Origin of the sequence: Micromonospora sp. DT48, from assembly GCF_049844495.1 — a bacterium.
Lineage (GTDB): Bacteria > Actinomycetota > Actinomycetes > Mycobacteriales > Micromonosporaceae > Micromonospora.
Genome location: NZ_JBNCLE010000009.1, coordinates 105,603 through 131,943 on the forward strand (window position 1 = coordinate 105,603; position 26,341 = coordinate 131,943).

The window sequence follows — 26,341 nt, forward strand, 5'->3', positions numbered from 1 at the left end:
ATGTCCGGAGTTAGGTATTTTCTTAATGGCGGATCGCGCCCGCAGTGACCAACCGGGCCGACGGTCCGTCGGAATCGCTCCGGCCCGGAAAAAATTGCGCTGTCCCCACCGAGCGCTCCTGTGACTCGTCCCGCGGCGAACAGGTCGCGTCGCCGCACTCGCAACGACTGCCAGCAGTGGGTAGAGTCCCGGCATTGGTGTGCCGGGAAGCCTGGTCGGCGCTGATGTGCGTTGCCCTTCGATCGACGAGGCGGAGCCACCCGTGACCGACCAGACCCCACGCCCAGCAGGCCGCGGCGTAGGCCGCCTCTTCAGGCGTACCTCCTGGTCGGAGGCGCGTTTCCTGGCCGACGTACTACGCACGGAGACCGTCGGTGGCGCCCTGCTACTCCTCGGCGCCGTGATCGCGCTGGTCTGGGCCAACTCCCCCTGGGGCGACTCCTACGCGGAACTGGGGCGGTGGGTGCCGTTCTCCGGCGGCGCGGCATTGCATCTCGACCTCGACCTCGCCACCTGGGCCGCCGACGGACTGCTGGCGATCTTCTTCTTCGTCGTCGGCCTGGAACTCAAACGCGAGTTCGTCGCCGGTGAACTGCGTGATCCACGACGGGCGGCGCTACCGGTGGTGGCGGCGGTCTGCGGTATGGCCGCCCCGGCACTGATCTTCGTGGCCGTCACCCTCGCCGGTGGTGGAAACGGCCTGCGCGGCTGGGCGATCCCGACCGCGACCGACATCGCGTTCGCGCTGGCCGTGCTGGCCGTGATCGGGGCCTACCTGCCGCAGGGGCTACGGGCCTTCCTGCTCACCCTGGCCGTGGTCGACGACCTGCTGGCGATCACCGTCATCGCGATCTTCTATACCGACGACTTCAGCCTGCTCCCACTGCTCGGCGCCCTGGCCCCGATCGCCCTGTTCGGTCTGCTGGTGCAGCGCCGCCGCACCTGGTGGTGGGCGCTCATCCCACTCGCCGTGGCCGCCTGGACCCTGGTGCACGCCTCCGGGGTGCACGCCACGGTGGCCGGCGTCCTGCTGGGCTTCACCGTGCCCGTGCTCGCCCGCCCACACCGCGACGGTCGCCGTCCGATGCCCGGTCTCGCCGAACGTCTGGAGCACGTGTGGCGGCCCGTCTCCGCCGGCTTCGTGGTGCCGATCTTCGCGTTCTTCGCCGCCGGGGTGTCGCTGCGCGGGGCGGACCTCGGTGCCATCGTCACCGACCCGATCGTTCTCGGCATCGTGCTCGGCCTCGTCGTCGGCAAGTGCGTCGGTGTCCTCGGCTCCACCTTCCTGCTCGCCCGGTTCACCCGGGCCCGCCTGGACGACGACATCAGCTGGTCCGACCTGTTCGGCCTGTCGTTGCTGGCCGGTATCGGTTTCACCGTGTCGCTGCTCATCGGCGAACTGGCCTTCGGCTCCGAGAGCACCGACGGAGCCAACGTCAAGGCGGCCGTGCTGGCCGGCTCGTTGATCTCGGCGCTGCTGGCCACCATCGTGCTGCGGCGACGCAACCGGATCTACCGGGCGATCGCCATCAAGGAACAACTCGATCTCGACCAGGACGGGGTACCGGACGTCTACCAGAAATCTGGCGTCTGACCGCCGCTCACGCCTCGGCCGCCCGGCCGGCCCGCTCGGCCGGGCGGCCGGCATCCGGCGACCACCGCCGAAAATCCTCGATCAGGGTGGTACGCACCAACAGGCGCACCGCCACGATCGCCACCAGGACGACGATCTCGGTCCAGGTCTGGTTCCCGGTCAACCGCACCAGACCGGCCGCGAGCAGCAGGTCGAGCAGCACCCCCAGGGCCGTCGCGCGGGAGCCGGTGGCCAGCAGCACCACCATCGCGGCGAGCACGGCCAGCGCCGTGATGACGGCGGCCACGAGCGTCCCCATCAACGCTCGACCTGCCGCTTCTCGTGCTCGATCTCCCGACCCAGCACGTAGTTCAGCACCGTCCGGATGGCGGCGATGGCCGCCAGCTGACCGATCTGCGCGAAGGTCGGCGAGAGCGCGGTACGCAGGATGTCCGCCGCGAGCTGGAACTCCAGACCCAGGGTGAGGAAGCGCCCCAGGGACAGCCGGATCCGGGTGAACACCGCGGCGTCGTGGTGGCGCACCCCGTCGACCACGAACCGCAGCGCGGCCAGGGCCGCACCGATGGCGATGACGAGCGCGCCCAGGATCTCCACCGCGGTCACCAGCAGGTGGTGGCCCTGCTGGAGGATCACCTCGACGTCCACCCCGGCGCCTTACCCGGCCAGCAGCCGGGTAGTCGACGCCGGGGCCCACGGGCACCGCAACGCGCGGCCGTCGGGCTCAGCGCAGCTGGTTCACCGCGTCGAGGATCAGCCACCCGCCGCTGATGGCGAAGAGGACGGCCGCGCCGTACCTGATGGTTCGTTCGGGCAGCTTCCGGCCGAGCAGCCGGCCCGCGACGATGGCCAGCGCGTCCGCCGCGACCATGCCGACCGTCGAACCGAGCCAGGTGCCGAACCAGCCGTACTGGGTGGCCAGGGTGATCGTGGCGAGCATCGTCTTGTCACCCAACTCGGCGAGGAAGAAGGCGACACCGACGGTGATCACGGCCGATCTGCCGCCCCGGGCGGCTCGGCGCTCGTCCTCCTCGGTGAGCCGGTCGCCACGCAGCGTCCATGCGCCGAACCCGAGGAAGGCGACACCCGCCAGCAGCGAGATCCAACCGGTCGGCAGTGCCGCGCCGAGGCCGTGACCGATCGCCACCGAGGCGAGGTGCACCACGGCGGTGGCCACGGTGATGCCGATCAACACCGGCATCGTGCGGTATCGGGTGGCGAAGGCCAGCGCCATGAGCTGGGACTTGTCTCCCAACTCGGCGACGAAGATGACGCCGAAGCTGATCACCAGCGCGGCGAGGAACCCGTCCATGATGTCCTTCCCGGATCAGGCCGGGAGGAGGTGTGGGGACGCCCTCGACCCGGCTGCGACAGCCTGGTCGAAGGTCTCGCCCGCCTCGTCGGAACGAGGCCGGGTGGCCGGATGCACGAGGCACCAGTATGTCGACCACGACGTTATGGGCTACTCCCCTTCGCGGGACCCAGCCTAGCCGATCGCCCCCGAGGCATCACCGGGGCCCGGCGAGGACGGGCGTCGGCCGGGTCAGCCCGCTCACTCGGCACGGGCGAGGGTCACCCCGAACAGACCACCCGGGTCGGTCCAGAACCGCTCGGTACGCAGACCCGCCGCGGCCAACTCGTCGGCGATGCCCTCCGGGCGGAACTTCGCCGACACCTCGGTCCGCAGGTCCTCCCCGGCGGCGAAGTCGACCTCCAGGTCGAGCACCCGCACCCGCATGGGGCGCTCCGCCCGCAGCCGCATCTCGATCCACTCGTGTTCCGGGTTCCAGAGCGCGACATGGGCGAACGCGGCCGGATCGAAGTCGGCGTCGAGTTCCCGGTTGAGTACCCGCAACACGTTCCGGTTGAACTCGGCGGTCACGCCGGCCGCGTCGTCGTACGCGGGCACGATCACCGCCGGATCCTTGACCAGGTCGGTGCCGACCAGCAGCCAGTCACCCACCTCCAGCGCGGCCCGCATCCCGGTGAGGAACTCCGCCCGTTCGACCGGCAGCAGGTTGCCGATCGTGCCGCCGAGGAAGATGACCAGCCGCCGCCCGCCGGTCGGCAGCTGCGCCAGGTGGCGGGTGAAGTCCCCGACGATGCCGCGTACCCGCAGCCCCGGGTAGTCGGCGGCGAGGGCGGCGGTGGACGCGGCGAGCGCGCTGGTCGACACGTCCAGCGGCACGAACGTCCCGAGCCCTCCGCGTCGGGTGAAGGCGTCCAGCAGCAGGCGGGTCTTCTCCGAGGACCCGGAGCCCAGCTCGATGAGCGTCTTCGCGCCGGTCAACTCGGCGATCCGGGTCGCCTGTTCGGCCAGGACGGCCCGCTCGGCCCGGGTCGGGTAGTACTCGGGCAGGCGGGTGATCTCGTCGAACAACTCGCTGCCCCGGGAGTCGTAGAACCACTTCGGCGGCAGCCACTTCGCCGAGGCGGTCAGCCCGACGCGGACGTCCCGCCGCAGGCTGTGGTGGATGTCCTGGTCGTCGAGGTGGATCTCCAGTGGCTCGGCGCCCATCTACTGTCCCCTTCCGTCGGGTATGGCTGGTGTGTCGGGATCCGGGCGGGCCGTGGCGCGGCGGCTCACCACGCCGTCAGGTCCCGCTGGCGTACCTCGGTCGCGCTGGCCTGGACGAGTTGCCCCTCGGTCACCACACGCCAACCCGGGCCGTCGTCGTGTGGTTCGGAGACCAGCAGCACCGACGTGGGCGTGACCCGCATCGACAGCGCGTGCCCGGCCGCGCTGGCCACCACCGTGTGTCCGTCGGTCAGCAGCAGGTTGAGCCGGGATCCGGGCGCCGCCGCGGCGACCGAGGTCACCGTCTCGGCGACCGCCCGCGCCGGTGCGACACCGGCGCGCAACCGGTGCCGGACCAGCGCCCACAGCAACGCCGAGTCGGTCGACGCGTCGAGCGTGAGCAGGTCCCGTACGGGTAGCTCGGCGGCGAGCGGGACCATCGAGTCGGGCCAGCCCCGCACCACGCCGTTGTGGCTGAACAGCCACCGCCCCTCGGCGAACGGCGCGGCGGCGGCGTCGACGATCGCCATGCCGACCGTGGCCGAGCGGACGGCGGCCAGCACCGCGCCCGCCGAGGTGACCGCCGCCAGTTCGGCGATGGTCGGATCGCTCCAGATCGGCTGTGCCCGGCGGTACCGCACCGGCGCGGCACCGTCCGGGTACCACCCGATGCCGAAACCGTCGGCGTTGATGGTCCCGCCGCCCCGCATGTCGCGTGGTGCCCAGGACTGACGGAACAGGGAGTACGGCGGATCGAACAGCAGCTCCCGCAGGGTCAGTGGCGGGCCCAGGTAGGCCAGGTGCCGGCACATCAGCCGACCTGCCGGATCGTCACCGCTGGGCCTCGTCGGCACCGGCGTCACGGGCACAGCGGAAGCCACTGAAGATCTGCCGCCGGATGGGGTAGTCCCAGTTGCGGAACGTGCCACGGCAGGCGGCCCGGTCGGTGCCGAACGACCCGCCCCGCAGCACCTGGTAGTCGTCGCCGAAGAAGACCTCGGAGTACTCCCGGTACGGGAACGCGGCGAAGCCCGGATAGCCCCGGAAGGGAGTGGCGGTCCACTCCCACACGTCACCGATGAGCTGATGCACGCCGAGCGGCGAGGCACCCGCCGGGTAGGCGCCGACCGGTGCCGGCGTCAGGTGCCGTTGGCCCAGGTTGGCGTGCGCGGAGGTGGGGTCGTCGTCACCCCACGGGTAGCGCCGGGACCGGCCGGTCGCCGGGTCCCAGCGGGCGGCCTTCTCCCACTCCGCCTCGGTGGGCAGTCGCTTGCCCGCCCAGCTGGCGTACGCCTGTGCCTCGTGGAAGCAGACGTGCACCACCGGCTCGTCGTCGCGGACCCGGGCCCAGGTGCCGAACCGCAGGTAGGCCCAGTCGTCGCCGTCCCGCCGCCAGTGCATCGGCGCGCTGAGCCCGGCCTGCTGGCGGTGCCGCCACCCCGCCTCGGTCCACCAGCGCGGGTCGTCGTAGCCACCGTCGGCGATGAACGCACGGTACGCGCCGTTGGTCACCGGGGCGGCGTCGATGACGTACGCGGGCAGGTCCACCCGGTGGGCCGGGCGCTCGTTGTCCAGCGCCCACGGGTCGGTGTCGGTGCCCATCACGAACGGACCGGCGGGCACCACCACCTCGGCGGGTACCCGCACCGTCGGCTCGGGTGGCGGCGGCGCGTGCAGCGCGGCGGGACCGGAGCGCAACTGGTGGGTGGCGAGCATCGTCTCGTCGTGCTGCTGCTCGTGCTGCACGATCATCCCGAAGGCGAAGCCGTCGGTGACCAGCCGACGACCCTCGAAGGTGACCTGGTCCAGCAGGTCGTACACCTTCTCCCGGACCGTGGCCACGTAGGCGCGAGCCTCCGGCGGCGGCAACAGCGGCAACGAGGGACGGTCCCGACGTGGCTGCTTGAACGCGTCGTACAGGTCGTCGATGTCGCACCGCAGCGGTTCCCGCCCGCCGACGTCGCGGACCAGCCAGAGTTCCTCCTGGTTTCCCACGTGCGCCAGGTCCCAGACCAGCGGGGACATCAACGGCGAGTGCTGCCGGACCAGGTCGGCGTCGTCCACCGCCTCGGTCAGCAGGGCGGTGCGGGCCCGGGTCCGCTCCAACTCCGCCGCGATCCGGTCGCGCAACCCCTCGGTGTCGCGGTCGATGCCGATGTCGGTCACCGCTGACTCCTCTCCGCGGCGTCGCGCCGCCGTCGTAATCCGTGGTCGATCTCCTGGTGCAGGGACGGCGGCAGGTCCAGCCGGGGCAGCGCGCCGCGAGCCAGATCGAACAGACCGGTGGCGGCTCGGGCCAGGGTGACGTCCCGCAGGCCGTACCGTGTCGCGCGGTGCCAGGCGTCGGCGACGGGTGCGGTCACGTCCAGCGCGGCCGAGGTCGTGTCGGGGTCGCTGAACAGCGCGCTGAGCATCGCCAACGGCAGGATCCAGTCGGTGCCGGGTTGCGCGTCGAGGTAGCGGATCTCGAGGTAGCCGCGCGGGCGTACCGGTGGGAACAGCGTGCTGACGTGGTATTCCAGGTCGTCGACGCGGGGCGGCCGGTGCAGCGCCCCGTCCAGCCAGTCGGCGAAGGTCACGTCCGGCGGGGCCGCCCAGTCCGGACCGGCCTCCCGCACACAGAGCAGCGGCGCGGCCAGCACGTACGCCGTCCAGGCGGCGACCGGATCCCGGTCGGCCTGCGCGGGGGTCCAGACCGGGGCGGTGCGGGCCGGATCGATGCGCCACCACGCGGCCATCCGGGCTGACGTCCAACCGGTGGGCCGGCCGGCGTGTCGATCGGCGGTGGCGAAGGCGGCGAGCAGGGGTGGTCCGGCCGTGTGGGCCAGTCGCCACCGCGCCGGGAGTTGATCCGGCTGCCCGGCGTCGAGGCAGATCTGCAAGCCGGCGGTGCTGTACATCATCGTCCGCCCGTGCGGCCCGTGGCGGTCGAAGGCGTGGCGCATGGCGCGGTAGCGGGGCGTGTCGATGACCGGCTGGGGATGTCGGTACGGATCGATGCCGGCCTGGCCGAGAGTCAGCCCGGCGGCGCTCAACAATCTGGTGGCCTGCGCCGCGTCGGAACGGGTGGCCTCGATCAGCGCGGCGAACCGGGTGTGCGGTGGGGTGGAGATCTCCAGTTGCCCGCCGGGCTCGACGGTCATCGCGCCGCCCCGGAGCAGGAGCAGGGCGGGGCTGGTCGGGTCCAGCGTGGTGGGGGCGTACGGCCCCAGTGCCGCGCGTAGCCGTGCGGCGTCGACGGGGCGGGTCGGATCGGCCGCGTCGTGGACCGTCCATTCCAGTTCGACCCCGGTGAGGGTGGGTGGACCGGTCTTGAAGCAGATCCGGGCGAGGTGTCGGGCAGCGGCGGCGCGGTCCCGCAGCACCGGGATCCGCTCCACCTCCGGTGACATCACCACGTGTGGCTCCCTCCGATCGGATCCGTCGCCACGGTAACCCAGCCCACTGACATCGAACCGTGGTGAATGTGAACCGCACGGCACCGACGCACCGTCTTTCGCCCGCCGGCACATCGCCGTCGGCAACCGCCTGACGAGGGGCTTGACCCGCCTCGGCCACGGACGACTCCCGCCACGATCTGTGTAGCAGGAGCATCCGGCACGTCGAACGAAATTCACGACTCGGCCACGTTTCGTCGCCGCAGGTGCCGACCCGGTGGACGGGACGCCGTCGCTCAGGGCTCGGCGGGCGGGTTCGCGTCCGGTTCGGCCGGCAGACCCCGGCAGTACTCCTCGACGTGTTCCGCGCCGCCGGCCGCGACGACCAGTTCGCGGAAGGCGGGGGTGCGCAGCGCCCGCTCCCGCTGTCGTTCCGGCATGGCCAGGTAGGCCTGGCAGAGGCCGGGCCGGTCCTCGGTGTTGTCGGAGTTGCCGGGACCGACGGGCGAGGTGGCCACCGGCTCCGGTGGCGGCGAGGCGCTCGGCGTCGGCCGGCGGGGGACGACGGTCGCGGCACCGGCCGAGGCGCTCGGTGCGGCCGAGGCGGTCGGCGCGGCCGAGGCGGTCGGCGCGGCCGAGGCGGTCGGCGCGGCCGACGTCGTGGCAGGTTCGCCGGTGGGGGTGCCCACCACCGTGGTGGACGGCGGCGCGGCCGGGCTGGTGGCGACCGGTGGCGGCGGACCGGAGCGGTCCAGACCGACGGCGGCCAGCGCGGCACCGGCGGTGGCGGTGGCCGCCAGCCCGGCGATCCAGGCCACGGCACCGGCGGTGAACCGGTGTCGTCGCCGCCGGGGTGTCGATGCCGCCGGCCGGTGGGCGCTGCGGAACGCCGCGACTGCCGCCTCCTCGCCGGCCAGTTCCCGATCCCGGGCCGGCGCGGCGGCGGCCCGCAACAGCTCGGCGAGCGGGTCGACCGGACCCGTCGGCGGTTGCCCGCGCCGGGTGTCGACGACGGCGTCCAGCAGTCGCTCGTGGTAGCCGCGCGCCGACCGGCGCAACATCAGCCGAAGTCCGCGCATGTCAGCCGTCCACCGGCTCGGTCCGGGGCGGCAGGCCGGCACGCTGGCACGGCCGGGCGTCGATGGTGGGCACGTCGTCCCGCGCGGCCGCGGCGGCGGCTCGCTGGTCCAGCAGCCGGGCGAGCCGACGCAGGCCACGGTGCGCGGCGGTACGCACCGCACCGGCCCGGCGGCCGAGCACCCGTCCGGCGGTCTCGGCGTCGAGCCCGATCACGGTGCGCAGCAGCACCGCCTCGGCCTCCCGGGGTGGCAGGCTGGCGATCATCGCGAGCGCCGCCTCGGTACCCATGCTCTCCCCCGCCCGCTCGACGGTGTCGGAGTCACCGGCCAGTTCGCTGAGTTCCTGCACCGGCACCGCCAACGCCGGGCGGCGGCGCTGGCGACGCAGGTGGTCCATGGCCCGGTTACGGGCGATGGTGACGGCCCAGGCCCGGAACTCGCCACCGGTGAAGCTGGGCAGGTCGCGGGCCACCTGCAACCAGGTCTCCGACGCGACGTCCTCGGCATCGGCCCCGACCAGGGCGGTCAGGTACCGCAGTAGTCCCGGCTGGAGGTTGCGGTAGAGGTGACGGAAGGCATCCTCGTCACCTCTACGGGCGGCCTCGACCTGCTGGTCCAGCTCGCCGCTCACCGCCGTACCGCCCCCGACCGGGCCACGGCACGGACGTACGCCGGGCGGGCAGGCGTCGGCTCGGCCCGTTTCACGCGCCGGACCTCGATTCGCACACCGCCCCCGTCGCCCGAACCGAACCGGGCCATACGGCCCGGTAGCGGATTCTCGCCGACAACGTCGAGGACCACAACCTGAATCGCACCGCACGATCTCCACCGCGGCGACGTGGCGGCTACACCGACCCGCTGTCACGCCATGATCACCCGGAGCAGCGCCTCGATAGTCACTCGCCGTCATCGCTCGGCGCGGGCCACCCGCCGTCGCGCCGGACCAGCCGACAGTGGGTACGGTGGTGCCGTGTTGTCTTCGGAGGTCGTACTCAGCGGTCGGTACCGCTTGGACGAGCGGATCGCCACCGGTGGCATGGGCGACGTCTGGCGAGGGACCGACCTGATCCTCGGGAGACAGGTCGCCGTCAAGGTGTTGCTGCCGTCACTCGTCTCCGACCCCGACTTCATCGCCCGGTTCCGCGCCGAGGCTCGGATCATGGCGGCGCTGCGGCACCCGGGCATCGTGCAGGTCTTCGACTGCGGAGAGGACGACCTGCCCGGCGGTGGCCGAGCCGACTACCTGGTCATGGAGTTCGTCACCGGTCAGCCGCTGTCCAAGCGGATCGAGGCCGAGGGACGCCTCGACGTGGGTGTGACCATGTCGGTGGTGGCGCAGGCGGCCCAGGCGCTGCACGCCGCCCACCTCGGCGGGATCGTGCACCGTGACGTCAAGCCGAGCAACCTGCTGATGCAGGAGGACGGCACCGTGGTCCTGGTGGACTTCGGGGTGGCCCGCTCGACGAACGTCACCAGCATCACCAGCACCAACGCCGTCCCGGGCACCGCGCTCTACATGGCACCGGAGCAGGCCGCCGGGCGGCCGGTCTCCGGGGCGACCGACCTGTACGCGCTCGGCGCGGTCGCCTACTGCTGCCTGACCGGCAGCCCGCCGTTCACCGGTGACAATCCCCTCCAGGTCGCCGTCCGGCATCTCGACGACCCTCCGCCGGAACTGCCGCACGAGATCCCCGAAGCCGTACGAGTGCTGGTCGAACGGGCGTTGGCCAAGGATCCGGCCGACCGGTTCAGCAGCGGCGCGGCGATGGCGGAGGCGGCGCGGACGGCCGTGTCGGATGGCACCCTGCCCACCACGGTGGTCCCGATGGCCGCGGCACTGCGTGACGCGGGGCCGGACACCCGCACCGGAATGCCGGCGATCGACGCACCGCTGGCGGGTCGACGTCGCCGCGGCAAGCTGGTCGGCGCGATGACCGCCGTGCTGGTCGGGATGACAGCGCTCGGCGTGGCGCTGGGCGCCGCCCAGGAGGCCGACACGCCGGCGGTCAAGGTACCCACCACCGCACCGACCGTCCTTCCCAGTGACGCGGCGGCACCACCGAGCACCCAGGAGAGTGCTCCGGTGCGGGCGCCGTCGCTGCGCCCGGCCAATTCGACGACTCAGGCCACCGACTCCCCGTCGCCGGAGCCGCCCTCGCCGCAACCCAGCGAGTCCAGCGAACCCACGACGCCGGAGTCGCCGAGCCCCTCCGCCCCCGACACCACGGAGCCGTCGGATCCGCCCAGCAACCCCACACCGTCGGCATCGGCCACCTCATCGACACCGACCACCGCGCCCGCGGATGAGCCGCCGGACACCGGCGAGGGCGAGGGCGGCTGACCCCAGCAGCCTCAACCTTCCCTAAATCCCCGAAACGGACGTACGGCACCGTACCGCCCTCTAGGCTCCTCACCAGCAGTTATCTCCTACTGTTCGGGAGTTCGGGTGAGCGTGGAGAAGTTGGTCGTCGTCGGCCAGGGTTACGTGGGACTGCCGCTGGCCATGCAGGCCGTCGAAGCCGGCCTGGACGTGGTCGGCCTCGACGTCGACGCCGACCGGGTCAAGCGACTGGCGCTGGGCGAGTCGTTCGTGTCCGACATTCCCGCCGACCGGCTCGGCCGGGCCCTGGCCAGCGGCCGGTACCAGCCGAGCAGCGAGTACGCCGATGCCAAGGACTTCGACATCTGCGTCATCACCGTGCCCACGCCGCTGCGCGACGGCACCCCCGACCTGAGCTTCGTGGAGCAGGCCGGTACGGGGATCGGGCCGTACCTGCGCCCGGGTTGCACGGTGATCCTGGAGTCCACCACCTACCCGGGCACCACCGAGGAGTTGCTCCGCCCGCTGCTGGAGTCGACCAGCGGACTGCGCAGCCCCGGAGACTTCCACCTCGGCTACAGCCCCGAACGCATCGACCCGGGCAACCCGACCTGGCGGTTGGCGAACACCCCGAAGGTGGTCTCCGGGGTCGACGCGCAGGCGCTGGCCCGGGTCGACTCGTTCTACCGGCGTCTGGTGGAGCGGACGGTGCCGGTGGACTCGACCCGGGTGGCCGAGCTGACCAAACTCATCGAGAACACCTTCCGCCAGGTCAACATCGCCCTGGTCAACGAGCTGACGATGCTGTCGCACCAGTTGGACATCGACGTGTGGCAGGCCATCGAGGCGGCCGAGACGAAGCCGTTCGGGTTCATGCCGTTCCGGCCCGGTCCGGGCGTCGGCGGGCACTGCCTGCCGATCGACCCCTGCTACCTGTCCTGGCAGGTCAAGCGCCGCCTCGGCCGACAGTTCCGCTTCATCGAGTTGGCCAACGACGTCAACCACGAGATGCCCGAACACGTGGCCCAGCGGGTGATGGCCGGGTTGAACCGTTCCGGGCGGGCGGTCAAGGGCGCGCGACTGCTGCTGCTCGGCCTGGCGTACAAGCGCAACACCGGGGACATGCGCGACTCACCGGCCGTCGAGGTCGCCCGGCGGCTACGGGAACTCGGCGCCGAGGTCCGGGCGGTCGAGCCGTACGCCGAGGCGCACCACCTGCCCGACGGGGTGCTGATCGTGGACCTGACCGAGCGCGAGTTGCGTGCGGCCGACGGCGTCGTGGTGGTCACCGACCACGACGTGTTCGACTACGACCTCGTGGTCCGGCACGCCCGGTACGTCTTCGACACCCGCAACCGCTGCACCGGGGCCAACGTCGAGCGGCTCTGAACGCCGGGAGCCAACCCGCGGCGATGTGACGGGGCGGGCATTCGATCGGGCCGGTCGGTCATGCGACACCGTGTCCGGGCCGAGGTCGCCGCGATCATCGCCATCGACCCCGGCCACTGAATGTGATCCATGTCACATCGATGAGTCTCGACTGCGAGTAGTGTACGGCCAACGTCACTTTCCCTCTCGAAGGGCGTAGCCGATGGTCGGAATGACCCTGCCACGGGGGCGGCAACTGCGTATCGTCAGTGTGGCCGCCGCCGGGCTCCTCCTCGCCAGCATCGCCGTTGCCTCCCCCGGCAACGCGCACGCGGCCCCCGAGGCCGCCACGGCCGTCGAGGCACCGCTCGGTGTCGACGAGATCGCCAGCAGCCCCAACCTCAAGCTGATCGCCAACCTGCCGAAGCAGGCGCCGTTCAACACCACCGCGGCGCTCGGCACCGACATCGCCTTCCAGGGCAAGTACGCGTTCGTCGGCAACTACGACGGCTTCGTGATCTACGACATCGCCAAGCCGAGCAAGCCGAAGATCGTCTCCCAGGTGCTCTGTCCCGGCGCGCAGAACGACATCTCCGTCTACGGCGACCTGCTGTTCCTGTCGACGGACGCGTCCCGCAGCGACGACTCGTGCAGCAGCGTCTCCCAGCCCGCCACCATCAAGGAATCGTGGGAGGGCATCAAGATCTTCGACATCAAGAACAAGGCCAACCCCCGGTACATCAAGGCGGTCGAGACGGCCTGCGGATCGCACACGCACACCCTGGTGCCGGCGAAGGACAAGAAGTCGGTCTACCTGTACGTCTCCTCGTACAGCCCGAACGACACCTTCCCGGACTGCCAACCGCCGCACGACTCGATCTCCATCGTGAAGGTGCCGCTGAAGAAGCCGACCGACGCGGCCGTCGTCGCCACACCGAACCTCTTCCCCGACGGTGGCTACGAGGGTCGCACCGGCGGCTCGGCGACGTCGGGCTGCCACGACATCACCGCGTACCCGGCGAAGGACCTCGCCGCCGGTGCCTGCATGGGTGACGGCGTGCTGCTCGACATCAGCAAGCGCGAGGCACCGCGGGTGCTGCACACGGTGCGGGACACGACCAACTTCGCGTTCTGGCACTCGGCCACCTTCAACAACCGTGGCACCAAGGTGGTCTTCACCGACGAACTGGGCGGTGGCGGCGGTGCCACCTGCAACGAGGCCGTGGGCCCGGAGCGTGGCGCCAACGCCATCTACGACCTCACCGGCCGGGGCGACAAACGCAAGCTGGAGTTCCGCAGCTACTTCAAGATCCCCCGGACCAACGGCGACACCGAGAACTGCGTGGCGCACAACGGCTCGCTGATCCCGGTGCTCGGCAAGGACATCATGGTCCAGGCCTGGTACCAGGGCGGCGTCTCGGTGTGGGACTTCACCAACTCCCGCAAGCCCAAGGAGATCGGCTTCTGGGAGCGTGGCCCGCTGTCGGACAGCCAGCTCATCGTGGGCGGCTCCTGGTCGGCCTACTACTACAACGGGCACATCTACTCCTCCGACATCCAGAAGGGGCTCGACGTGCTCGAACTCAACGACTGGCGGACGTTGACGGCCAAGCTGGTCACCTTCCGCGAGTTGAACGTCCAGACCCAGCCCAGCTACCTCAGCTGGTAGGGCCGACGCGTCGACCGGGCCCGGCCTCCCCGCAGGGGTGGCCGGGCCCGATCACATGGGTCGCGTTTTCCCCCATCCGTCCCGGGTACCTCGTGCGTCACGGAGGAAAGGAGTCGGTGATGGCGCGCAACGAGTACCACGTGGTGCCCGACGGCGACGGCTGGAAGGTCGAGGGAGGCGGCACCGTCGTCGGCACGTACGACACGAAGCAGCGGGCGATCGAGGCCGGGCGCGAGGTGGCGCACGGCAACGAGCCGAGCCAGCTCGTGGTGCACACGGCCGACGGCCGGATCGAGACCGAGTACACCTACCAGGACGACCCGTACCCGCCCGCCGGTTGAGGGCCGACCCGAGGCGACCGGTCGTCGCCGGCACCGCTCGGGTGCCGGCGACGACTCAGCCGGGTAGCGGGGCCTCGTCGCCCCGGTTGCGGCGCGGAGACACCAGGCGGCGCACGATCGGCGTGGCGTTCCACTTCGCCGCGCCGACCAGGTCACGGGCGTGTTCGAGCACGGTGTAGTCGGGTCTGGCCCGACCGGCGGCGAGCGCCGCGTCCAGGTCGTTGCCACAACGGGTCAACACGCTGTCGAAGTCCCGACGGACCGGCTCCAGCAGGTGGTAACCGAACGAGCGGTGCACGCGGGCGAAGAGCGGCTTGTACAGCCGGGCCCGTTCGTGCAAGCCCGAGGAGTACGACATCGGGTTCTTCGGCCGGCGGCGGATGTAGTCGGGCAGCATGTCGGCGAAGGCCCGCCGGACGATCCACTTCTCCTGACCGTCCCGCAGCTTCAGTTCGATCGGCAGCCGCATCGCCAGCTCGACCAGCGCGAGGTCGAGGAAGGGCACCCGCGCCTCCACGCCGAAGGCCATGCTGGTCCGGTCGACCCGCTGCAACTCGGTCCGGCACAGGTTGCGGATCTTGTGCAGGAAGAGTCGGCGGGACGCCTCCCGGCCGACCTGGTGGTACATCGGGTAGCCACCGAACAGCTCGTCCGAGCCGTCGCCGGTGAGCACCACCTTGACCCCGAGCTGCCGCAGCCGTCGGAAGATCGGCACCGAGACGATCGCGTTGATGATGTCGCCGTACTCGGTCAGCTCGGAGATCCGGATCGCCTCCCGCACGTCGGCGAGCCGGATGTCGCGCGGGCGCAGTTCCACCACCTCGTGTGCCACGCCGAGGTCCTTCGCCAACCGCCGGGCGTACGCGAGGTCCGGGCTCTCCGGCACCCCGACGGTGATGGCGACACAGTCGGGGTGCCGCTGTGCCGTGTGCAACAGCGCCAGTGAGCTGTCCAGTCCGCCGGAGAGCACCACACCCACCGTGAGGTCGGTGTCCAGCCGCGCCCGGAGGCTGTCGGTGAGGGCGGCACGGACGAGCAGGGCGGCCTCGTCCGGGTCCGCCACCACCGGCGCGCCCGCACCGAGGGCGAGCAGATCCACGTACGGCCGCAGCTGCGGCTCGCCGTCGGCGTCGGCCCAGCCGTGGTGCCCCGGTGGCACCTCGGTCACCGGCGCGCCCAGCCGCACGAGTGCCTTGACCTCGCTGGCCAGGTGCAGGCATCCCGGCGTCCGGGCCCAGTACAGCGGCTTGACGCCGAGCGGGTCCCGGACCAGGTACACCCGCCCGGTGGCCCGTTCCACCACGGTGAAGGCGTACTCGCCACGCAACCTGGTGACCACCTGCTCGCCCCAGCGCTCGAAGGCGGCGAGCACCACCTCGGTGTCGCTGGCGCTGCGGAACCGGTGACCGAGCGCGGTCAACTCGGAGCGCAGTTCGTGATGGTTGAAGACCTCGCCGTTGTAACAGAGCAGCCAGCGCTCGTCGGCGGAGACCCAGGGCTGCACGGCACGCTCGCGGTCGACCACGCGCAGCCGCCGGACCCCGGCGAGCAGCCCGCTCTCGTGCCGGGTCTCGGTCACCTCACCCCGGGGCACGAGGGTGCCGAGCATCCGCCGGAAGATCGCCGGATCCGCCTCCGGGCCGACGCAGAGCATGATCCCGCACATCGGTCAGATCCCCATCTCGGCTTCGTACGCCCGGCGCAGCCGCAGGGTCGCCGCCGGTGCGAGACAGACGTGCCACGCCTGCCCCTCGTCCACCACGTTGATCTCGCCTGCCCGCTGCCGGTTCAGCAGCAGCCCGGCCAGGGTGTCCCGGGCTCCGAAGCGGTCGAACCAGGCCATCTCCACGTCCACCGCCCAGCCCAGGCAGTGACCGCTGGGCACCATCGCGGAGTACCCCAGACGCCGCAACCGGTACTGGTGTTCGGCGCTGCGGACCAGGCTGGTCACCCACAGCGGCGGGGTGCCCGCCGGGGTGGCCGCGGCGAACTCCCGACCGATGTCGTTGAGCAGGGCGACGACCTCACGGCGGGCCCGCCGGAACAGCAACCCGGCGGTACGCGGAGTGGCGTCGGGCAGCATCCGGCGGCGCAGCGCGCGTACGCCCCGACCGACCACCGTGCGGGGCTGTTCGGTGTACTGGAAGCGCAGCAGTCCCCGCCGCCGCAGCCATTCCAGGTCGACCAGCTCGACGCTGTGGTTGACCTCCTCGTCGGTGAGGAAGGTGGTGGCGTCGCGCCACCACATCACGTCGATGCGCGACAGCAGGTAGATGCGCACCAACGCGGTCAGGTCACCGGCGGAACTGCGCTCGTTCGGCTGGTACCGGGCCATCTCCAGCAGCAGGGTCTCCCGAGCGCCGATCAGCCCCTGGGAGGTGGCCTCCAGCACCTGCATGATGGCCGGTTCCCGCAGCCGCTGGTCGATCAGCACCTGCCGCGCCTTCGTGCTGCCCGTCCCGGCGAGTGCGCTCACCTCGACCAGGAGTTCGGCCACGGCGTCGCGGTAGGCCGCCAGGTCGGGCGCGGCCACGATGAGCGGGCGCGCCGTACCTCGTGGGCGGCGGCGGGCCGGAGTGACGGGAGGACCGGGCCGGTGTCCCGGACTTCGGCTGGGCACTCGCATGATCGGTCCTCTCTGCCGCCGCGATGATCGCCTGCGACAGACGGTAACCACACCAATCCGGATTAGTACGAGCAATACTCCCGTATCCCCCTAACGCATGGCAGACCTCGTGGACAGGCGCTGGTCGCCCCGGCGGTGCCCAGACCAGGCGGGGTTCGCCGGACAACTGCATGTACCATTTGGTACATGCGCCGCGCCGAGGAGGTGCGGTCGACGGGAGGGACGTCGATGCCGACCATCAGCCTGACCGCGGGAACGATCGACTACACCGATACCGGCGGCGACGGACCAGTCATGGTGCTGCTGCACGGGGTGAACATGGACGCGAGTCTGTGGCGTCGGGTGGTCGCCGAAGTCGGTCCGACGGTGCGCTGTGTCTGTCCCACCCTGCCGCTCGGCAGCCACCGGCGACCGATGGATCGGCCGGAACTGGTCACCCACCGGGGCGTCGCCGCGCTCGTGGGGGAACTGCTCGACGCACTGGACCTGCGTGAGGTGACCCTGGTCGCCAACGACTGGGGTGGCGTCCAGTTCCTCGTGGCCGACGGTCCGACCGACCGGATCGCCGGTCTGGCGCTGGTCGCCTGCGAGGCGTTCGACAACTTCCCGCCCGGAAAGCCGGGCAAGGCGGTGGCGATGAGCGCGCGGGTTCCCGGCGCGCTGTGGCTGTCGATGCAACTCCAACGGTTCGGCTGGTTCCGGCGTGCCCCCGGCGCCTGGGGATGGATGAGCAAGTACCCGATCCCCGACGAGGTGATGGACGCCTGGTTCCGACCGGCGCGGCAGGACCGGGCGATCCGACGGGACCTGCGCAGCTTCGCGCTGTCCACCCCGTCGAAGGCGGAACTGCGGGCCCTGCCGAGCCGGCTGGCGTCATTCGACCGTCCGGTGCTCGTGGCCTGGGCCCGCGAGGACAAGCTCATGCCTTCGTCGCACGGGCCCCGGCTGGCGGCGCTGTTTCCCCGGGGTCGGCTGGTGGAGATCGACGACAGTTACACCCTGGTACCCGAGGACCAACCCCGCCGGCTCGCGGCGGAGCTCGTCCGGTTCGTCACTACCGAGGTGCGCGGCCCGCGCCCCTGAGCCCCGCCCACTGGCCCGGACGCACCGCCGGTCAGCGCCGTTGCGGCGCGTCACCCGCTCGGCTGGTCGGCCGGGTGGAATCCAGGAAGGCCGCCATGGTGGCGTCGGCTGTCGCCCGGTCGCCGGTGAGCGCCAGCTCGAACAGGACACCCCGGGTCATCGCCAGCGCCATCCGCGCCTGGGTCCGTGCCTGCTCCGGCGGGTTCCCCACCTCCTCGAAGAACGAGCCGAGCCGATCGGTCCAGATGGTGATCCAGGTGCGCAACGCACTGGCCCACGCGTGCCCCTGCATCGCCGCCGCCGCCATCTCGAAGAACAGCGGCGCGAACGCCCGGTCGTCGGCGAGCCGCTGCCAGAAACGCCAGGCGCCGTCGTAGGGGTCGTCAACCGCCTCGCGGAGCAGCGAGTCGAACAGCTCCTGCTGGCCCCGCCAGACGGCCTCGACCATCGCGGTGAGCAGCCCTTCGCGGGAGCCGAAGTGGTAGAGGAGCATCCGGTGGCTGGTGCCGATCTCCGCCGCGAGCGTACGCAGGCTGGTGTCGCCGACGCCGTTGACGGCGAAGTACGCGATCACCCGCCGCAGGAGAGCCTCCTGCGGCGCGTCGGCCGGCACGGTGACTGTCACCACCCGATGCTAGGTCAGGGCCGATCCACCTTTCTGGACCAGCACCGACGGGTTGGTGCCGCGAGCCTACGTCGAGTGCCGCGCGGTCATCGACGTCGTGTTGGGCGTCACCATCATGCTGGCGCTGCTCACCGGGTGACGGGCCCGGGCGGGCGTGCGGGGTCGCCGTCGGCGACCCCGCGCACAAGTTCGGGTGGTCGCCGCAGCGGACCGCTGGACGTAGTGAAAGGCTTGACCCCATGAGTTCCACGCACGTGCTGCCCGATCCGCCCGCCGAGCCGTCCGCCTTCACCGATCTCGGCTTACGGCCCGAACTGCTCGCCGCGCTCGCCACGCTCGGGTACGAGGAGCCCACCCCGATCCAGCGCGAGGCGATCCCGCCCCTGCTGACCGGTCGGGACCTGCTCGGCCAGGCGGCGACGGGCACGGGCAAGACGGCGGCGTTCGCGCTGCCGCTGTTGCAGCGGATGCCGGACGACCGAGCGGGCCACGACCCGTTCGCGTTGGTCCTGGTGCCGACCCGGGAACTCGCGGTGCAGGTCTCCGAGGCGTTCCACCGCTACGGCAAGGACCTCGGCGCGCGGGTGCTGCCGATCTACGGTGGGCAGCCGATCGGTCGGCAGTTGCGGGCCCTGGACGGGGGCATCGACGTGGTGGTGGCCACTCCCGGCCGCGCCCTGGACCACATCGCCCGGGGCACCCTGCGGCTGGGCAACCTCGCCACGGTGGTGCTCGACGAGGCCGACGAGATGCTCGACATGGGCTTCGCCGAGGACATCGAGGCGATCCTCGAACACACCCCCGAGCAGCGGCAGACGGTGCTGTTCTCGGCCACCATGCCGGCCCGGATCGACGGGATGGCCCGCGCCCACCTGACCGACCCGGTACGCATCCTCATCGCCCGCGAGCAGCCGGTTGCCGGTGAGGCACCCCGGGTGCGGCAGAGCGCGTACCTGGTGGCGCGGGCACACAAGCCGGCGGCGCTGGGGCGGGTGCTGGACGTCGAGTCGCCCACCGCGGCGATCGTGTTCTGCCGCAGCCGGGAGGAGGTCGACCGGCTCACCGAGACGATGAACGGTCGCGGCTACCGGGCCGAGGCGCTGCACGGCGGCATGAGCCAGGAACAGCGGGACCGGGTGATGGGGCGGCTGCGTGCCGGCACCGCGGATCTGCTGGTCGCCACTGACGTGGCGGCCCGTGGGCTCGACGTCGAGCAACTCAGTCACGTGGTCAACTTCGACGTGCCGTCGGCACCGGAGTCGTACGTGCACCGCATCGGCCGGGTGGGTCGGGCCGGACGCGAGGGTGTGGCGATCACCCTGGCGGAGCCCCGGGAACACCGGATGCTCAAGACCATCGAGCGGGTCACCGGGCAACGGATCACCATCGACAAGATCCCCACGGTCGCCGATCTGCGGACTCGTCGGTTGGAGCTGACCCAGGCAGCGCTACGGGAGAGCCTGCTGGAGGACGACCTCGACCCGTTCCGGGTGATCGTCGAGACGCTCAGCGACGAGTTCGACCTGATGGAGGTGGCGCTCGCCGCGGTGAAGCTCGCTCACGAGGCGACCCTGCCCGGTTCCGACGAGGCCGAGGAGGAGATCCCGCAGGTCGCGGTCCGTCCGCCTCGGGAAGGTCGGCCGGGTGGGTACGACAGCCGGGGCGAGCGTCGGCCGTCGCGTCCCCGCACCGCCGGCACCACTCAGGTGTTCATCGGCGTGGGCCGGCGGGCCGGTGTGCGGCCGCAGGATCTGGTGGGCGCGATCACCGGGGAGACCGGAGTCCGGGGCCGGGACATCGGGTCGATCGAGATCGCCGACCGCTTCTCGCTGGTCGAGGTGCCCGTGGCGGTGGTCGACGAGGTGATCGCCGGGCTGCGTGGCAGCACCATCAAAGGCCGCAAGGCCACCGTCCGCCGCGACCGCCGCTGAGCCGGGAGTAAGGAAGGGCACCTTATTAACGCCTGGTGTATAGAGGGGAACCCTTCTCACCACACCACCCCAGCCGTTCGGCGACTGGCGCCACCCCTGCCGAGGTGGCGCCAGTCGCCGAACGATCCTGTTAAAAAGGGGCCCCTGCTCTACCGCAGGCGTTAATAAGGTGCCCTTCCTTCCACATCAGGTGGTGGTGAGGTGGTGGTTGGGCAGTGATGCCGGGTCGATCTCGGCCGGTCGCAGCGCTAGGGCTAGCACGTCGGCGACGTCGGCCAGCACGTGCACGGTCAACGCCTCGCGTACCTCGGTCGGCAGGTCGTCCAGGTCCGGCTCGTTCCGGGCCGGGATGATCACCTCGGTCAGGCCGGCCCGGTGGGCGGCGAGGAGCTTCTGCTTCACCCCGCCGATGGGTAGCACCCGACCGGAGAGGGTCACCTCGCCGGTCATCCCGAACTCGGGGCGTACCGGGCGACCGCTGGCCAGCGACGCCAGGGCGGTGACCATCGTGATGCCGGCGCTGGGGCCGTCCTTGGGCACCGCGCCCGCCGGGACGTGCAGGTGGATCCGCCGCCCGGCGAGGGCGTTCGGGTCCAGGCCGAGGCGACGGCCGTTGGCGCGCAGGTAGGAGAGGGCGATGTGTGCCGATTCCTTCATCACGTCGCCGAGCTGACCGGTGAGGGTCAGTCCCGGTTCGCCCTCCATGCTCGTCGCCTCGATGAACAGCACGTCTCCCCCGGCGCCGGTGACCGCCAGGCCGGTGGCGACGCCCGGGGTCGCGGTGCGTTCCGCCGACTCCGGGGTGTGCTTCGGCCGACCGAGGTAGCGGACCAGGTCGTCGACGCCGACGCGGACCGGTGCCGGGTCGTCGGTGAGCGCCACCGCGACCTTGCGCATGATCTTCGCGAGGGCCCGTTCCAACTGCCGTACGCCGGCCTCCCGGGTGTACTCCCCCGCGATGCGGCCCAGCGCCGAGGGGTCCACGTCGACCTCGTCGGCGGTCAGTCCGGCCTGCTCCCGTTGCCGGGGCAGCAGGTGGTCACGGGCGATGGCGACCTTCTCGTCCTCGGTGTACCCGTCCAGGGTGACCAGTTCCATCCGGTCCAGCAGCGGGCCGGGAATGGCCTCCACCACGTTGGCGGTGGCCAGGAACAGCACATCGGACAGATCGAGGTCGACCTCCAGGTAGTGGTCCCGGAAGGTGTGGTTCTGGGCCGGGTCGAGCACCTCCAGCAGGGCTGCGGCCGGGTCTCCGGCGTACCCCACGGAGAGCTTGTCGACCTCGTCGAGCAGCACCACCGGGTTCATCGAGCCCGCCTCGCGCAACGCCCGGACGATGCGGCCGGGCAGCGCGCCGACGTAGGTGCGCCGGTGGCCCCGGATCTCCGCCTCGTCGCGGATGCCGCCGAGGGAGAGGCGGACGAACCTGCGGCCGAGCGCTCGGGCGACCGACTCACCGAGGCTGGTCTTACCGACCCCGGGCGGACCGGCGAGGGCCAGGACCGCACCGGAACCACGGCCGCCGACCACACCGAGGTCACGCTCGGCGCGCCGGTTGCGCACCGCCAGATACTCCAGGATGCGGTCCTTCACATCGGCCAGCCCGGCGTGGTCGGCGTCGAGCACGGCCCGCGCGGCGGTCAGGTCGGTGTTGTCCTCGGTACGCGTGCTCCACGGCATCTCCAGCACCGTGTCGAGCCAGGTACGGATCCAGCCCGCCTCCGGTGAGGCGTCGCTGGCCCGTTCCAGCTTGCCGACCTCGCGCAGCGCCGCCTCGCGTACCTTTTCGGGCAGGTCGGCGGTCTCGACGCGGGACCGGTAGTCGGCCGAGCCTTCCGGGGCGTCCTCGCCGAGTTCCTTGCGGATCGCGGCGAGTTGCTGGCGCAGCAGGAACTCCCGCTGCGACTTCTCCAGCCCTTCGCGGACCTCGGAGTTGATCTGCTCGGTGACCTCCTGCTCGGCCAGGTGCTCCCGGACCCAGCCGACGAGCAGTTCCAGCCGGGCGGTGACGTCCGGCGCGGCCAGCAGTTCGGTCTTCTGTCCCAGGCTCAGCCAGGGCGCGTAGCCGGCCGAGTCGGCCAGCTCGGAGAGGTCGGTCATCCGTTCCATCGCGTCGATGACCTGCCAGGCGCCCCGCTGCTGGAGCACGGAGGTCACCAGTGCGCGGTACTCGCGGGCGAGTTCGCGGGCCCGGCCGGCCGGAGCGGGTTCGTCGATCTCGGTCGCCTCGACCCAGAGGGCGGCGCCGGGACCGGGCACCCCGGAGCCGATACGGGCGCGGGCGAGGCCACGGATGACGGCGGCGGGTTCACCGCTGGGCAGTCGCCCCACCTTCTCGATGGTGGCGATCGCGCCGACGGAACCGTACTCGCCGTCCAGGCGCGGCACGGCGAGCAGCGTGCGATCGCCGGTGGCACGGGCCGCGTCTACCGCGGCCTGGGTGGTCGGGTCGAGGGTCACCGGAATGGCCATGCCGGGCAGTAGTACGGCGTCGGTCAGTGGAAGTACCGGGAGAGTTGCCATCGAACACCTGCTATCGCATTGAGTTGAGCGTGTCAGGCTCAAGTCGCAGCACGACCAGGTTGTTCCTCGGTGTGACCCAGCACACCCCGGCGCGGTACGGACGCGGATGGTGATCTCGCCATCGGCTCACCGTGCCACGGCGGGCAGATCCAGAATCGGGATTTCGATGCGACGCAAAACGCGAACCGCTGCGACACACACTTTTGTTGCGCAATTGGCGGATGATCAGTCAAACTTTGAGCACACCCCGTCAGACACAGGGAGTAATGAACGATGGCTAAACAAGTAATCACGGTGCTGACCGACGACCTCGACGGCGGAAAGGCCGACCGTACGGTGGAGTTCAGCCTGGATGGCGTGGCGTACACCATCGACGTTTCCGACGAGAACGCGGGTGTCCTGCGCAAGGCGTTGGATCCGTTTATCAATGCGGGTCGGCGTCTGGGGCGTGGCGCCGCCGACACTGGCCGTAACCCACGTCGCGGTGTCGGTTCGGGCACTTCAGGAATGAACCGTGAGCAGAACCGCGCCGTCCGCGAATGGGCGCTCCGGAACGGCTACAAGATTTCCGAACGCGGTCGAATCCCGGTCGAGGTGGTCGAGGCGTACCGGAACCGCTGATACGTCGATGCCACCTGGCGCGGTTGGTGCCGGTGTTCTGGCACGAGTCACACCAGTTCTTCCACATGCGGCGGGGCCGCCCGGACTGATCCGGGCGGCCCCGCAGTGTTCGGCGTCGGCCCACGGCCTCCGCCCGCGTGTCAGTTGACCTGGATGCGCACCGCGTCGAAGGCGGGGGTCTGGTTGGCCCGCTCCGACATCGGGATGCGGTGCGAACCGTCGCCGGCCCAGACCGCGCACTGTGCGGTACCGGATTCCGGCAGACCCGGAATCTGGATCGTCACCTCGTCCGGCTCGGCACCGCCGCCACCGTCCTCGGTGGCCACGAAGAAGGCCGGGACCGGGTCAGGCGCGGGGGCCTCGTTCGTGTTGTTCAGCATCCGGCAGGCGGTGTGGAAGTGTCCCCGGGTCAGCCCCTGCCCGTCGAGCAGCGAGCTTTCCAGGTAGTAGCCGCCCTGACCGGCCGGCAGGAACCGGTCCCGGACCAGGTTGCGGGTGCTGACCCGGATCGAGAAGCCCTCGTTGCGGTTGATCTGCTGCGGGAAGTCGGTGATCAGCAGGGACGGGTTGTTGGCCGCGGCACCGACCTCGCCGAAGGCGGTGCTGATGCACCGGTTGCCGTTCTGGAAACCGTCGTGCGCCTGGAGCTGGCTGTTGTCGCAGTTGTTCGCCAGCACGTCGAGTCCATTGTTGCCGCCGCCGTTGTTGTCGCCGTTGTCGCCACCGCCGCCGTTGTCGCCGCCGTCACCGTTGCCGCCGCCGTTGTTGTTGTCGACCGGCTGCACCTGGCAGGTGGCGAGATTGGCCAGACCGCGTGGCCGGGGACCGAATCGGTCGATGGCGATCGTGATCCGGTCGAGGGTCGCCCGACGCTTGCTGGCCAGCGGGTTGAGAATGGCGTTACGGATGAACTGCTGGCCGCGATTGCCCTCTGCGGCCAGTCGCGCGTCCGCCTCGGTGATCTGGGTCTGCAACGCGTTCAGGTTCCGGTCCACCTCGGCGCGGGCCCGGTCGGGCACCTGCGGCAGTCGGCTGACCACGTCCGGGCAGGCCACGGCGAAGGCCCCGGCGGTCGCTCCGCCGCCGTTGCGGGTCTCCTGGCACTCCTCGATGGTCTGCTGCCCGTCGCCCCAGTGGTTGACCACCCAGCGACCGTTCTGCCAGGTGCGGGTGGTGGTGGCGCCGCGGGCGGTGGGCGCGGTGGCACCGGGGCTGGGTGCGACACACTCGGCGGCCACGGGTCGCTTCTGCTGGTGTGACCGTCGGTCGCCGGCCGACGAGATCTGGGTCACGGCGACGACGCCGCCGAAGACAGCGAGCGTGGCACCGACGGCCAGAAGTCGCTTGGTCCGCGCGTTACCGGATGGTCGGCGCGACCGGGTTGACCTGCGCATCGAATTGCTCTCCTTCTCGATCCGGTTCCTGATTCGTGACTCGACGGACCGAACGGAATCGTGGTGGCACGCTCGACGGGGACCGCCTGAACGCGCCGGTGGCACGTCGACAAACGACGATGCCCTTTCCGCACCGTCTCCCGCGCCTGCCGGTGCGGGTTGGGGAGATCCTGTCCATTCCCGGTGAGGTACGGGTCCGCTCCGACAGCGGTTCAAAGGCGGCCGAATTTTTTCCGATGTTTCTTTCCGCGTCCGGCCGGTCACCGTCCGCCCGCTCGACCGGGCGACGCTGCGGAACCGGTTTACTCCTGGCAGAGATGCTCGTAGGCGAAGTCGCCGACGAGTTCCTCGTGGCGATCCCGCAGCCGCCGAATGTCAGTGAGCAGATCCCCACGCGGCAGTAGCGACGGCGTATCGGTCTCGATCGTCCGCAGCCGCTCCCCGACCGCGAGAACGGCGAGGTCCTCGGCGAACCGGGCGGGATCGACGCCGCAGCAGAGGTCGAAAACCCGCACGCTCACCCGCTCCACCAGCACCTCGCCCGGGCGGACCTCGGCCCAACTCCAGCCCTCGACCGGGCCGCCGCGCCAGCGCACGTGCAGCCCCCGCAGGATCGGGTCGGTCAGCCGCCGCGCCACGTACGCCTCCACCGCCTCCGCGCGGGCGAGCGCGCCGAGGTCGTTGACCGCACCCTCACGCCCGTCGGGCAGCCGACCGACGATGTCCCGGAACCCGACGGCCGGCACGTCCGAACCGGCGGCACCGATGGCGTAACGGCGGGCGTCGACGACGTACGAGACGATCCGCGGGCCGTGTCCGGTGTCGCGCAGGGTGGCGGAGACGATCCGCAGCAGCGGCAGGCCGATCGCGGCGGCCACGGCCTGCGTGGTCCGCTCGGCCCGCCTGGTGGTGGCGTCGGTCGACGGCGACCGGAACTCGACGGCGAACTCGGGCAGGCCGCTCGCCGCCGAGCAGACCACATGGTCGAGAACTGCCCGGCTGGCCGTGTTCCACTGGCTCGCGGTGAGGCCCGGTGGGCGACGCCGGACGATCTCGCCCAGCCGCAGCCCGGCGTGCACCCGCTGCGCCGCGCGGACCAACACCGGTCCGCGCCCGGCCTCCGGCGGCACCGGGGACAGCGCACGGTCGTGGTCAGCGGTCATCGTCGTACCCATGAGTCCTCAGCCTCTCCCTGTCGGCCGGCTGCCGGCGTCGGACGACGGTCGCGCGAACAGGTCGACACGGGTTCCCTCGCACCGGCCGACCGAGTCTAGG

Annotated in this window: 23 protein-coding genes; 8 read left to right on the top strand and 15 right to left on the bottom strand. The window is 71.2% G+C overall.

Annotated features, from left to right (window positions below):
- The first annotated feature begins 262 nt into the window (after positions 1-262).
- Positions 263-1,594: a Na+/H+ antiporter NhaA gene (gene nhaA / locus ACLQ2S_RS12560; protein WP_309223571.1), complete on the top strand. Its 1,332-nt coding sequence runs from the start codon at positions 263-265 to the stop codon at positions 1,592-1,594.
- A 7-nt stretch (positions 1,595-1,601) separates the two neighbouring features.
- Here the strand turns inward: nhaA and ACLQ2S_RS12565 are convergent, their stop codons facing one another.
- The 9 genes from ACLQ2S_RS12565 to ACLQ2S_RS12605 form a co-directional block, all read right to left on the bottom strand.
- Positions 1,602-1,892 (bottom strand): DUF1622 domain-containing protein, encoded by a 291-nt coding sequence (locus ACLQ2S_RS12565; RefSeq protein WP_196222577.1) that lies wholly within the window; start codon positions 1,890-1,892, stop codon positions 1,602-1,604.
- Complete coding sequence (locus ACLQ2S_RS12570) at positions 1,892-2,239, bottom strand: DUF1622 domain-containing protein (protein ID WP_309223570.1); 348 nt, start codon at positions 2,237-2,239, stop codon at positions 1,892-1,894. Before ACLQ2S_RS12570 ends, ACLQ2S_RS12565 begins: the two co-directional genes overlap by 1 nt.
- Before the next feature lie 76 nt (positions 2,240-2,315).
- Entirely contained in the window at positions 2,316-2,903 is a 588-nt protein-coding gene (locus ACLQ2S_RS12575) for a TMEM165/GDT1 family protein (RefSeq protein ID WP_155220291.1), read from the bottom strand.
- Between the two features lie 240 nt (positions 2,904-3,143).
- Positions 3,144-4,109, bottom strand: a complete 966-nt coding sequence (gene egtD / locus ACLQ2S_RS12580) for an L-histidine N(alpha)-methyltransferase (protein ID WP_425701720.1) — start codon at positions 4,107-4,109, stop codon at positions 3,144-3,146.
- 65 nt (positions 4,110-4,174) lie between these two features.
- Entirely contained in the window at positions 4,175-4,921 is a 747-nt protein-coding gene (gene egtC / locus ACLQ2S_RS12585) for an ergothioneine biosynthesis protein EgtC (protein ID WP_425701721.1), read from the bottom strand.
- A gap of 19 nt (positions 4,922-4,940) precedes the next feature.
- Positions 4,941-6,275: an ergothioneine biosynthesis protein EgtB gene (gene egtB / locus ACLQ2S_RS12590; RefSeq protein WP_309223569.1), complete on the bottom strand. Its 1,335-nt coding sequence runs from the start codon at positions 6,273-6,275 to the stop codon at positions 4,941-4,943.
- Positions 6,272-7,507: an ergothioneine biosynthesis glutamate--cysteine ligase EgtA gene (gene egtA / locus ACLQ2S_RS12595; RefSeq protein WP_425701722.1), complete on the bottom strand. Its 1,236-nt coding sequence runs from the start codon at positions 7,505-7,507 to the stop codon at positions 6,272-6,274. Before egtA ends, egtB begins: the two co-directional genes overlap by 4 nt.
- Positions 7,508-7,782: 275 nt before the next feature.
- On the bottom strand, positions 7,783-8,565 hold the full coding sequence (locus ACLQ2S_RS12600; RefSeq protein WP_425701723.1) for a hypothetical protein: 783 nt from the start codon (positions 8,563-8,565) through the stop codon (positions 7,783-7,785).
- A 1-nt stretch (position 8,566) separates the two neighbouring features.
- Positions 8,567-9,196, bottom strand: a complete 630-nt coding sequence (locus ACLQ2S_RS12605) for an RNA polymerase sigma factor (protein WP_425701724.1) — start codon at positions 9,194-9,196, stop codon at positions 8,567-8,569.
- Positions 9,197-9,535: 339 nt separating this feature from the next.
- Between ACLQ2S_RS12605 and ACLQ2S_RS12610 the strand changes: the two genes are divergently transcribed.
- The 4 genes from ACLQ2S_RS12610 (at position 9,536) to ACLQ2S_RS12625 (ending at position 14,263) form a co-directional block, all read left to right on the top strand.
- Positions 9,536-10,906, top strand: a complete 1,371-nt coding sequence (locus tag ACLQ2S_RS12610) for a serine/threonine-protein kinase (protein WP_309223566.1) — start codon at positions 9,536-9,538, stop codon at positions 10,904-10,906.
- 105 nt (positions 10,907-11,011) lie between these two features.
- On the top strand, positions 11,012-12,274 hold the full coding sequence (locus ACLQ2S_RS12615; protein ID WP_425701725.1) for a nucleotide sugar dehydrogenase: 1,263 nt from the start codon (positions 11,012-11,014) through the stop codon (positions 12,272-12,274).
- Positions 12,275-12,485: 211 nt separating this feature from the next.
- The gene (locus ACLQ2S_RS12620; protein ID WP_375335357.1) at positions 12,486-13,922 is read left to right on the top strand and encodes an LVIVD repeat-containing protein; all 1,437 of its coding nucleotides are present in this window, start codon (positions 12,486-12,488) and stop codon (positions 13,920-13,922) included.
- 119 nt (positions 13,923-14,041) lie between these two features.
- Positions 14,042-14,263, top strand: a complete 222-nt coding sequence (locus ACLQ2S_RS12625; protein WP_155220279.1) for a DUF2188 domain-containing protein — start codon at positions 14,042-14,044, stop codon at positions 14,261-14,263.
- 55 nt (positions 14,264-14,318) lie between these two features.
- Here the strand turns inward: ACLQ2S_RS12625 and ACLQ2S_RS12630 are convergent, their stop codons facing one another.
- Both ACLQ2S_RS12630 and ACLQ2S_RS12635 read right to left on the bottom strand, forming a co-directional pair.
- Positions 14,319-15,929, bottom strand: coding sequence for an asparagine synthetase B family protein (locus ACLQ2S_RS12630; protein ID WP_425701726.1), 1,611 nt, complete (start codon positions 15,927-15,929; stop codon positions 14,319-14,321).
- Positions 15,930-15,932: 3 nt separating this feature from the next.
- The gene (locus ACLQ2S_RS12635; RefSeq protein WP_155220275.1) at positions 15,933-16,889 is read right to left on the bottom strand and encodes a DUF5715 family protein; all 957 of its coding nucleotides are present in this window, start codon (positions 16,887-16,889) and stop codon (positions 15,933-15,935) included.
- A gap of 186 nt (positions 16,890-17,075) precedes the next feature.
- On the opposite strand from ACLQ2S_RS12635, the gene ACLQ2S_RS12640 reads away from it, so the two are divergent.
- Positions 17,076-17,972 (top strand): alpha/beta fold hydrolase, encoded by an 897-nt coding sequence (locus ACLQ2S_RS12640; RefSeq protein WP_230462740.1) that lies wholly within the window; start codon positions 17,076-17,078, stop codon positions 17,970-17,972.
- 31 nt (positions 17,973-18,003) lie between these two features.
- Here ACLQ2S_RS12640 and ACLQ2S_RS12645 read toward each other — a convergent pair whose 3' ends face one another.
- The gene (locus ACLQ2S_RS12645; RefSeq protein ID WP_425701727.1) at positions 18,004-18,597 is read right to left on the bottom strand and encodes a TetR/AcrR family transcriptional regulator; all 594 of its coding nucleotides are present in this window, start codon (positions 18,595-18,597) and stop codon (positions 18,004-18,006) included.
- Positions 18,598-18,836: 239 nt separating this feature from the next.
- On the opposite strand from ACLQ2S_RS12645, the gene ACLQ2S_RS12650 reads away from it, so the two are divergent.
- Positions 18,837-20,528 (top strand): DEAD/DEAH box helicase, encoded by a 1,692-nt coding sequence (locus ACLQ2S_RS12650; RefSeq protein ID WP_155220271.1) that lies wholly within the window; start codon positions 18,837-18,839, stop codon positions 20,526-20,528.
- Between the two features lie 186 nt (positions 20,529-20,714).
- On the opposite strand, the gene lon is transcribed toward ACLQ2S_RS12650, so the two are convergent.
- The gene (gene lon / locus ACLQ2S_RS12655) at positions 20,715-23,051 is read right to left on the bottom strand and encodes an endopeptidase La (RefSeq protein WP_155220269.1); all 2,337 of its coding nucleotides are present in this window, start codon (positions 23,049-23,051) and stop codon (positions 20,715-20,717) included.
- Positions 23,052-23,324: 273 nt separating this feature from the next.
- Here lon and ACLQ2S_RS12660 point away from each other — a divergent pair, with 273 nt between their 5' ends.
- Positions 23,325-23,672 carry a histone-like nucleoid-structuring protein Lsr2 gene (locus ACLQ2S_RS12660; protein ID WP_155220267.1) on the top strand — a complete coding sequence of 116 codons (348 nt, stop codon included), beginning with the start codon at positions 23,325-23,327 and terminating at the stop codon, positions 23,670-23,672.
- A 140-nt stretch (positions 23,673-23,812) separates the two neighbouring features.
- On the opposite strand, the gene ACLQ2S_RS12665 is transcribed toward ACLQ2S_RS12660, so the two are convergent.
- The gene (locus ACLQ2S_RS12665; protein WP_155220265.1) at positions 23,813-25,066 is read right to left on the bottom strand and encodes a hypothetical protein; all 1,254 of its coding nucleotides are present in this window, start codon (positions 25,064-25,066) and stop codon (positions 23,813-23,815) included.
- A 302-nt stretch (positions 25,067-25,368) separates the two neighbouring features.
- Complete coding sequence (locus ACLQ2S_RS12670; protein ID WP_155220263.1) at positions 25,369-26,229, bottom strand: DUF2726 domain-containing protein; 861 nt, start codon at positions 26,227-26,229, stop codon at positions 25,369-25,371.
- Positions 26,230-26,341: the final 112 nt, after the last annotated feature.

Coding starts and splice junctions, on each gene's coding strand:
- ACLQ2S_RS12565 (WP_196222577.1), bottom strand. CDS start 1,892: ATGGGGACGCTCGTGGCCGCCGTCATCACGGCGCTGGCCGTGCTCGCC.
- ACLQ2S_RS12575 (WP_155220291.1), bottom strand. CDS start 2,903: ATGGACGGGTTCCTCGCCGCGCTGGTGATCAGCTTCGGCGTCATCTTC.
- egtD (WP_425701720.1), bottom strand. CDS start 4,109: ATGGGCGCCGAGCCACTGGAGATCCACCTCGACGACCAGGACATCCAC.
- egtC (WP_425701721.1), bottom strand. CDS start 4,921: ATGTGCCGGCACCTGGCCTACCTGGGCCCGCCACTGACCCTGCGGGAG.
- ACLQ2S_RS12600 (WP_425701723.1), bottom strand. CDS start 8,565: ATGCGCGGACTTCGGCTGATGTTGCGCCGGTCGGCGCGCGGCTACCAC.
- ACLQ2S_RS12620 (WP_375335357.1), top strand. CDS start 12,486: ATGACCCTGCCACGGGGGCGGCAACTGCGTATCGTCAGTGTGGCCGCC.
- ACLQ2S_RS12625 (WP_155220279.1), top strand. CDS start 14,042: ATGGCGCGCAACGAGTACCACGTGGTGCCCGACGGCGACGGCTGGAAG.
- ACLQ2S_RS12630 (WP_425701726.1), bottom strand. CDS start 15,929: ATGTGCGGGATCATGCTCTGCGTCGGCCCGGAGGCGGATCCGGCGATC.
- ACLQ2S_RS12635 (WP_155220275.1), bottom strand. CDS start 16,889: ATGCGAGTGCCCAGCCGAAGTCCGGGACACCGGCCCGGTCCTCCCGTC.
- ACLQ2S_RS12640 (WP_230462740.1), top strand. CDS start 17,076: ATGCGCCGCGCCGAGGAGGTGCGGTCGACGGGAGGGACGTCGATGCCG.
- ACLQ2S_RS12650 (WP_155220271.1), top strand. CDS start 18,837: ATGAGTTCCACGCACGTGCTGCCCGATCCGCCCGCCGAGCCGTCCGCC.
- lon (WP_155220269.1), bottom strand. CDS start 23,051: ATGGCAACTCTCCCGGTACTTCCACTGACCGACGCCGTACTACTGCCC.
- ACLQ2S_RS12660 (WP_155220267.1), top strand. CDS start 23,325: ATGGCTAAACAAGTAATCACGGTGCTGACCGACGACCTCGACGGCGGA.
- ACLQ2S_RS12665 (WP_155220265.1), bottom strand. CDS start 25,066: ATGCGCAGGTCAACCCGGTCGCGCCGACCATCCGGTAACGCGCGGACC.
- ACLQ2S_RS12670 (WP_155220263.1), bottom strand. CDS start 26,229: ATGACCGCTGACCACGACCGTGCGCTGTCCCCGGTGCCGCCGGAGGCC.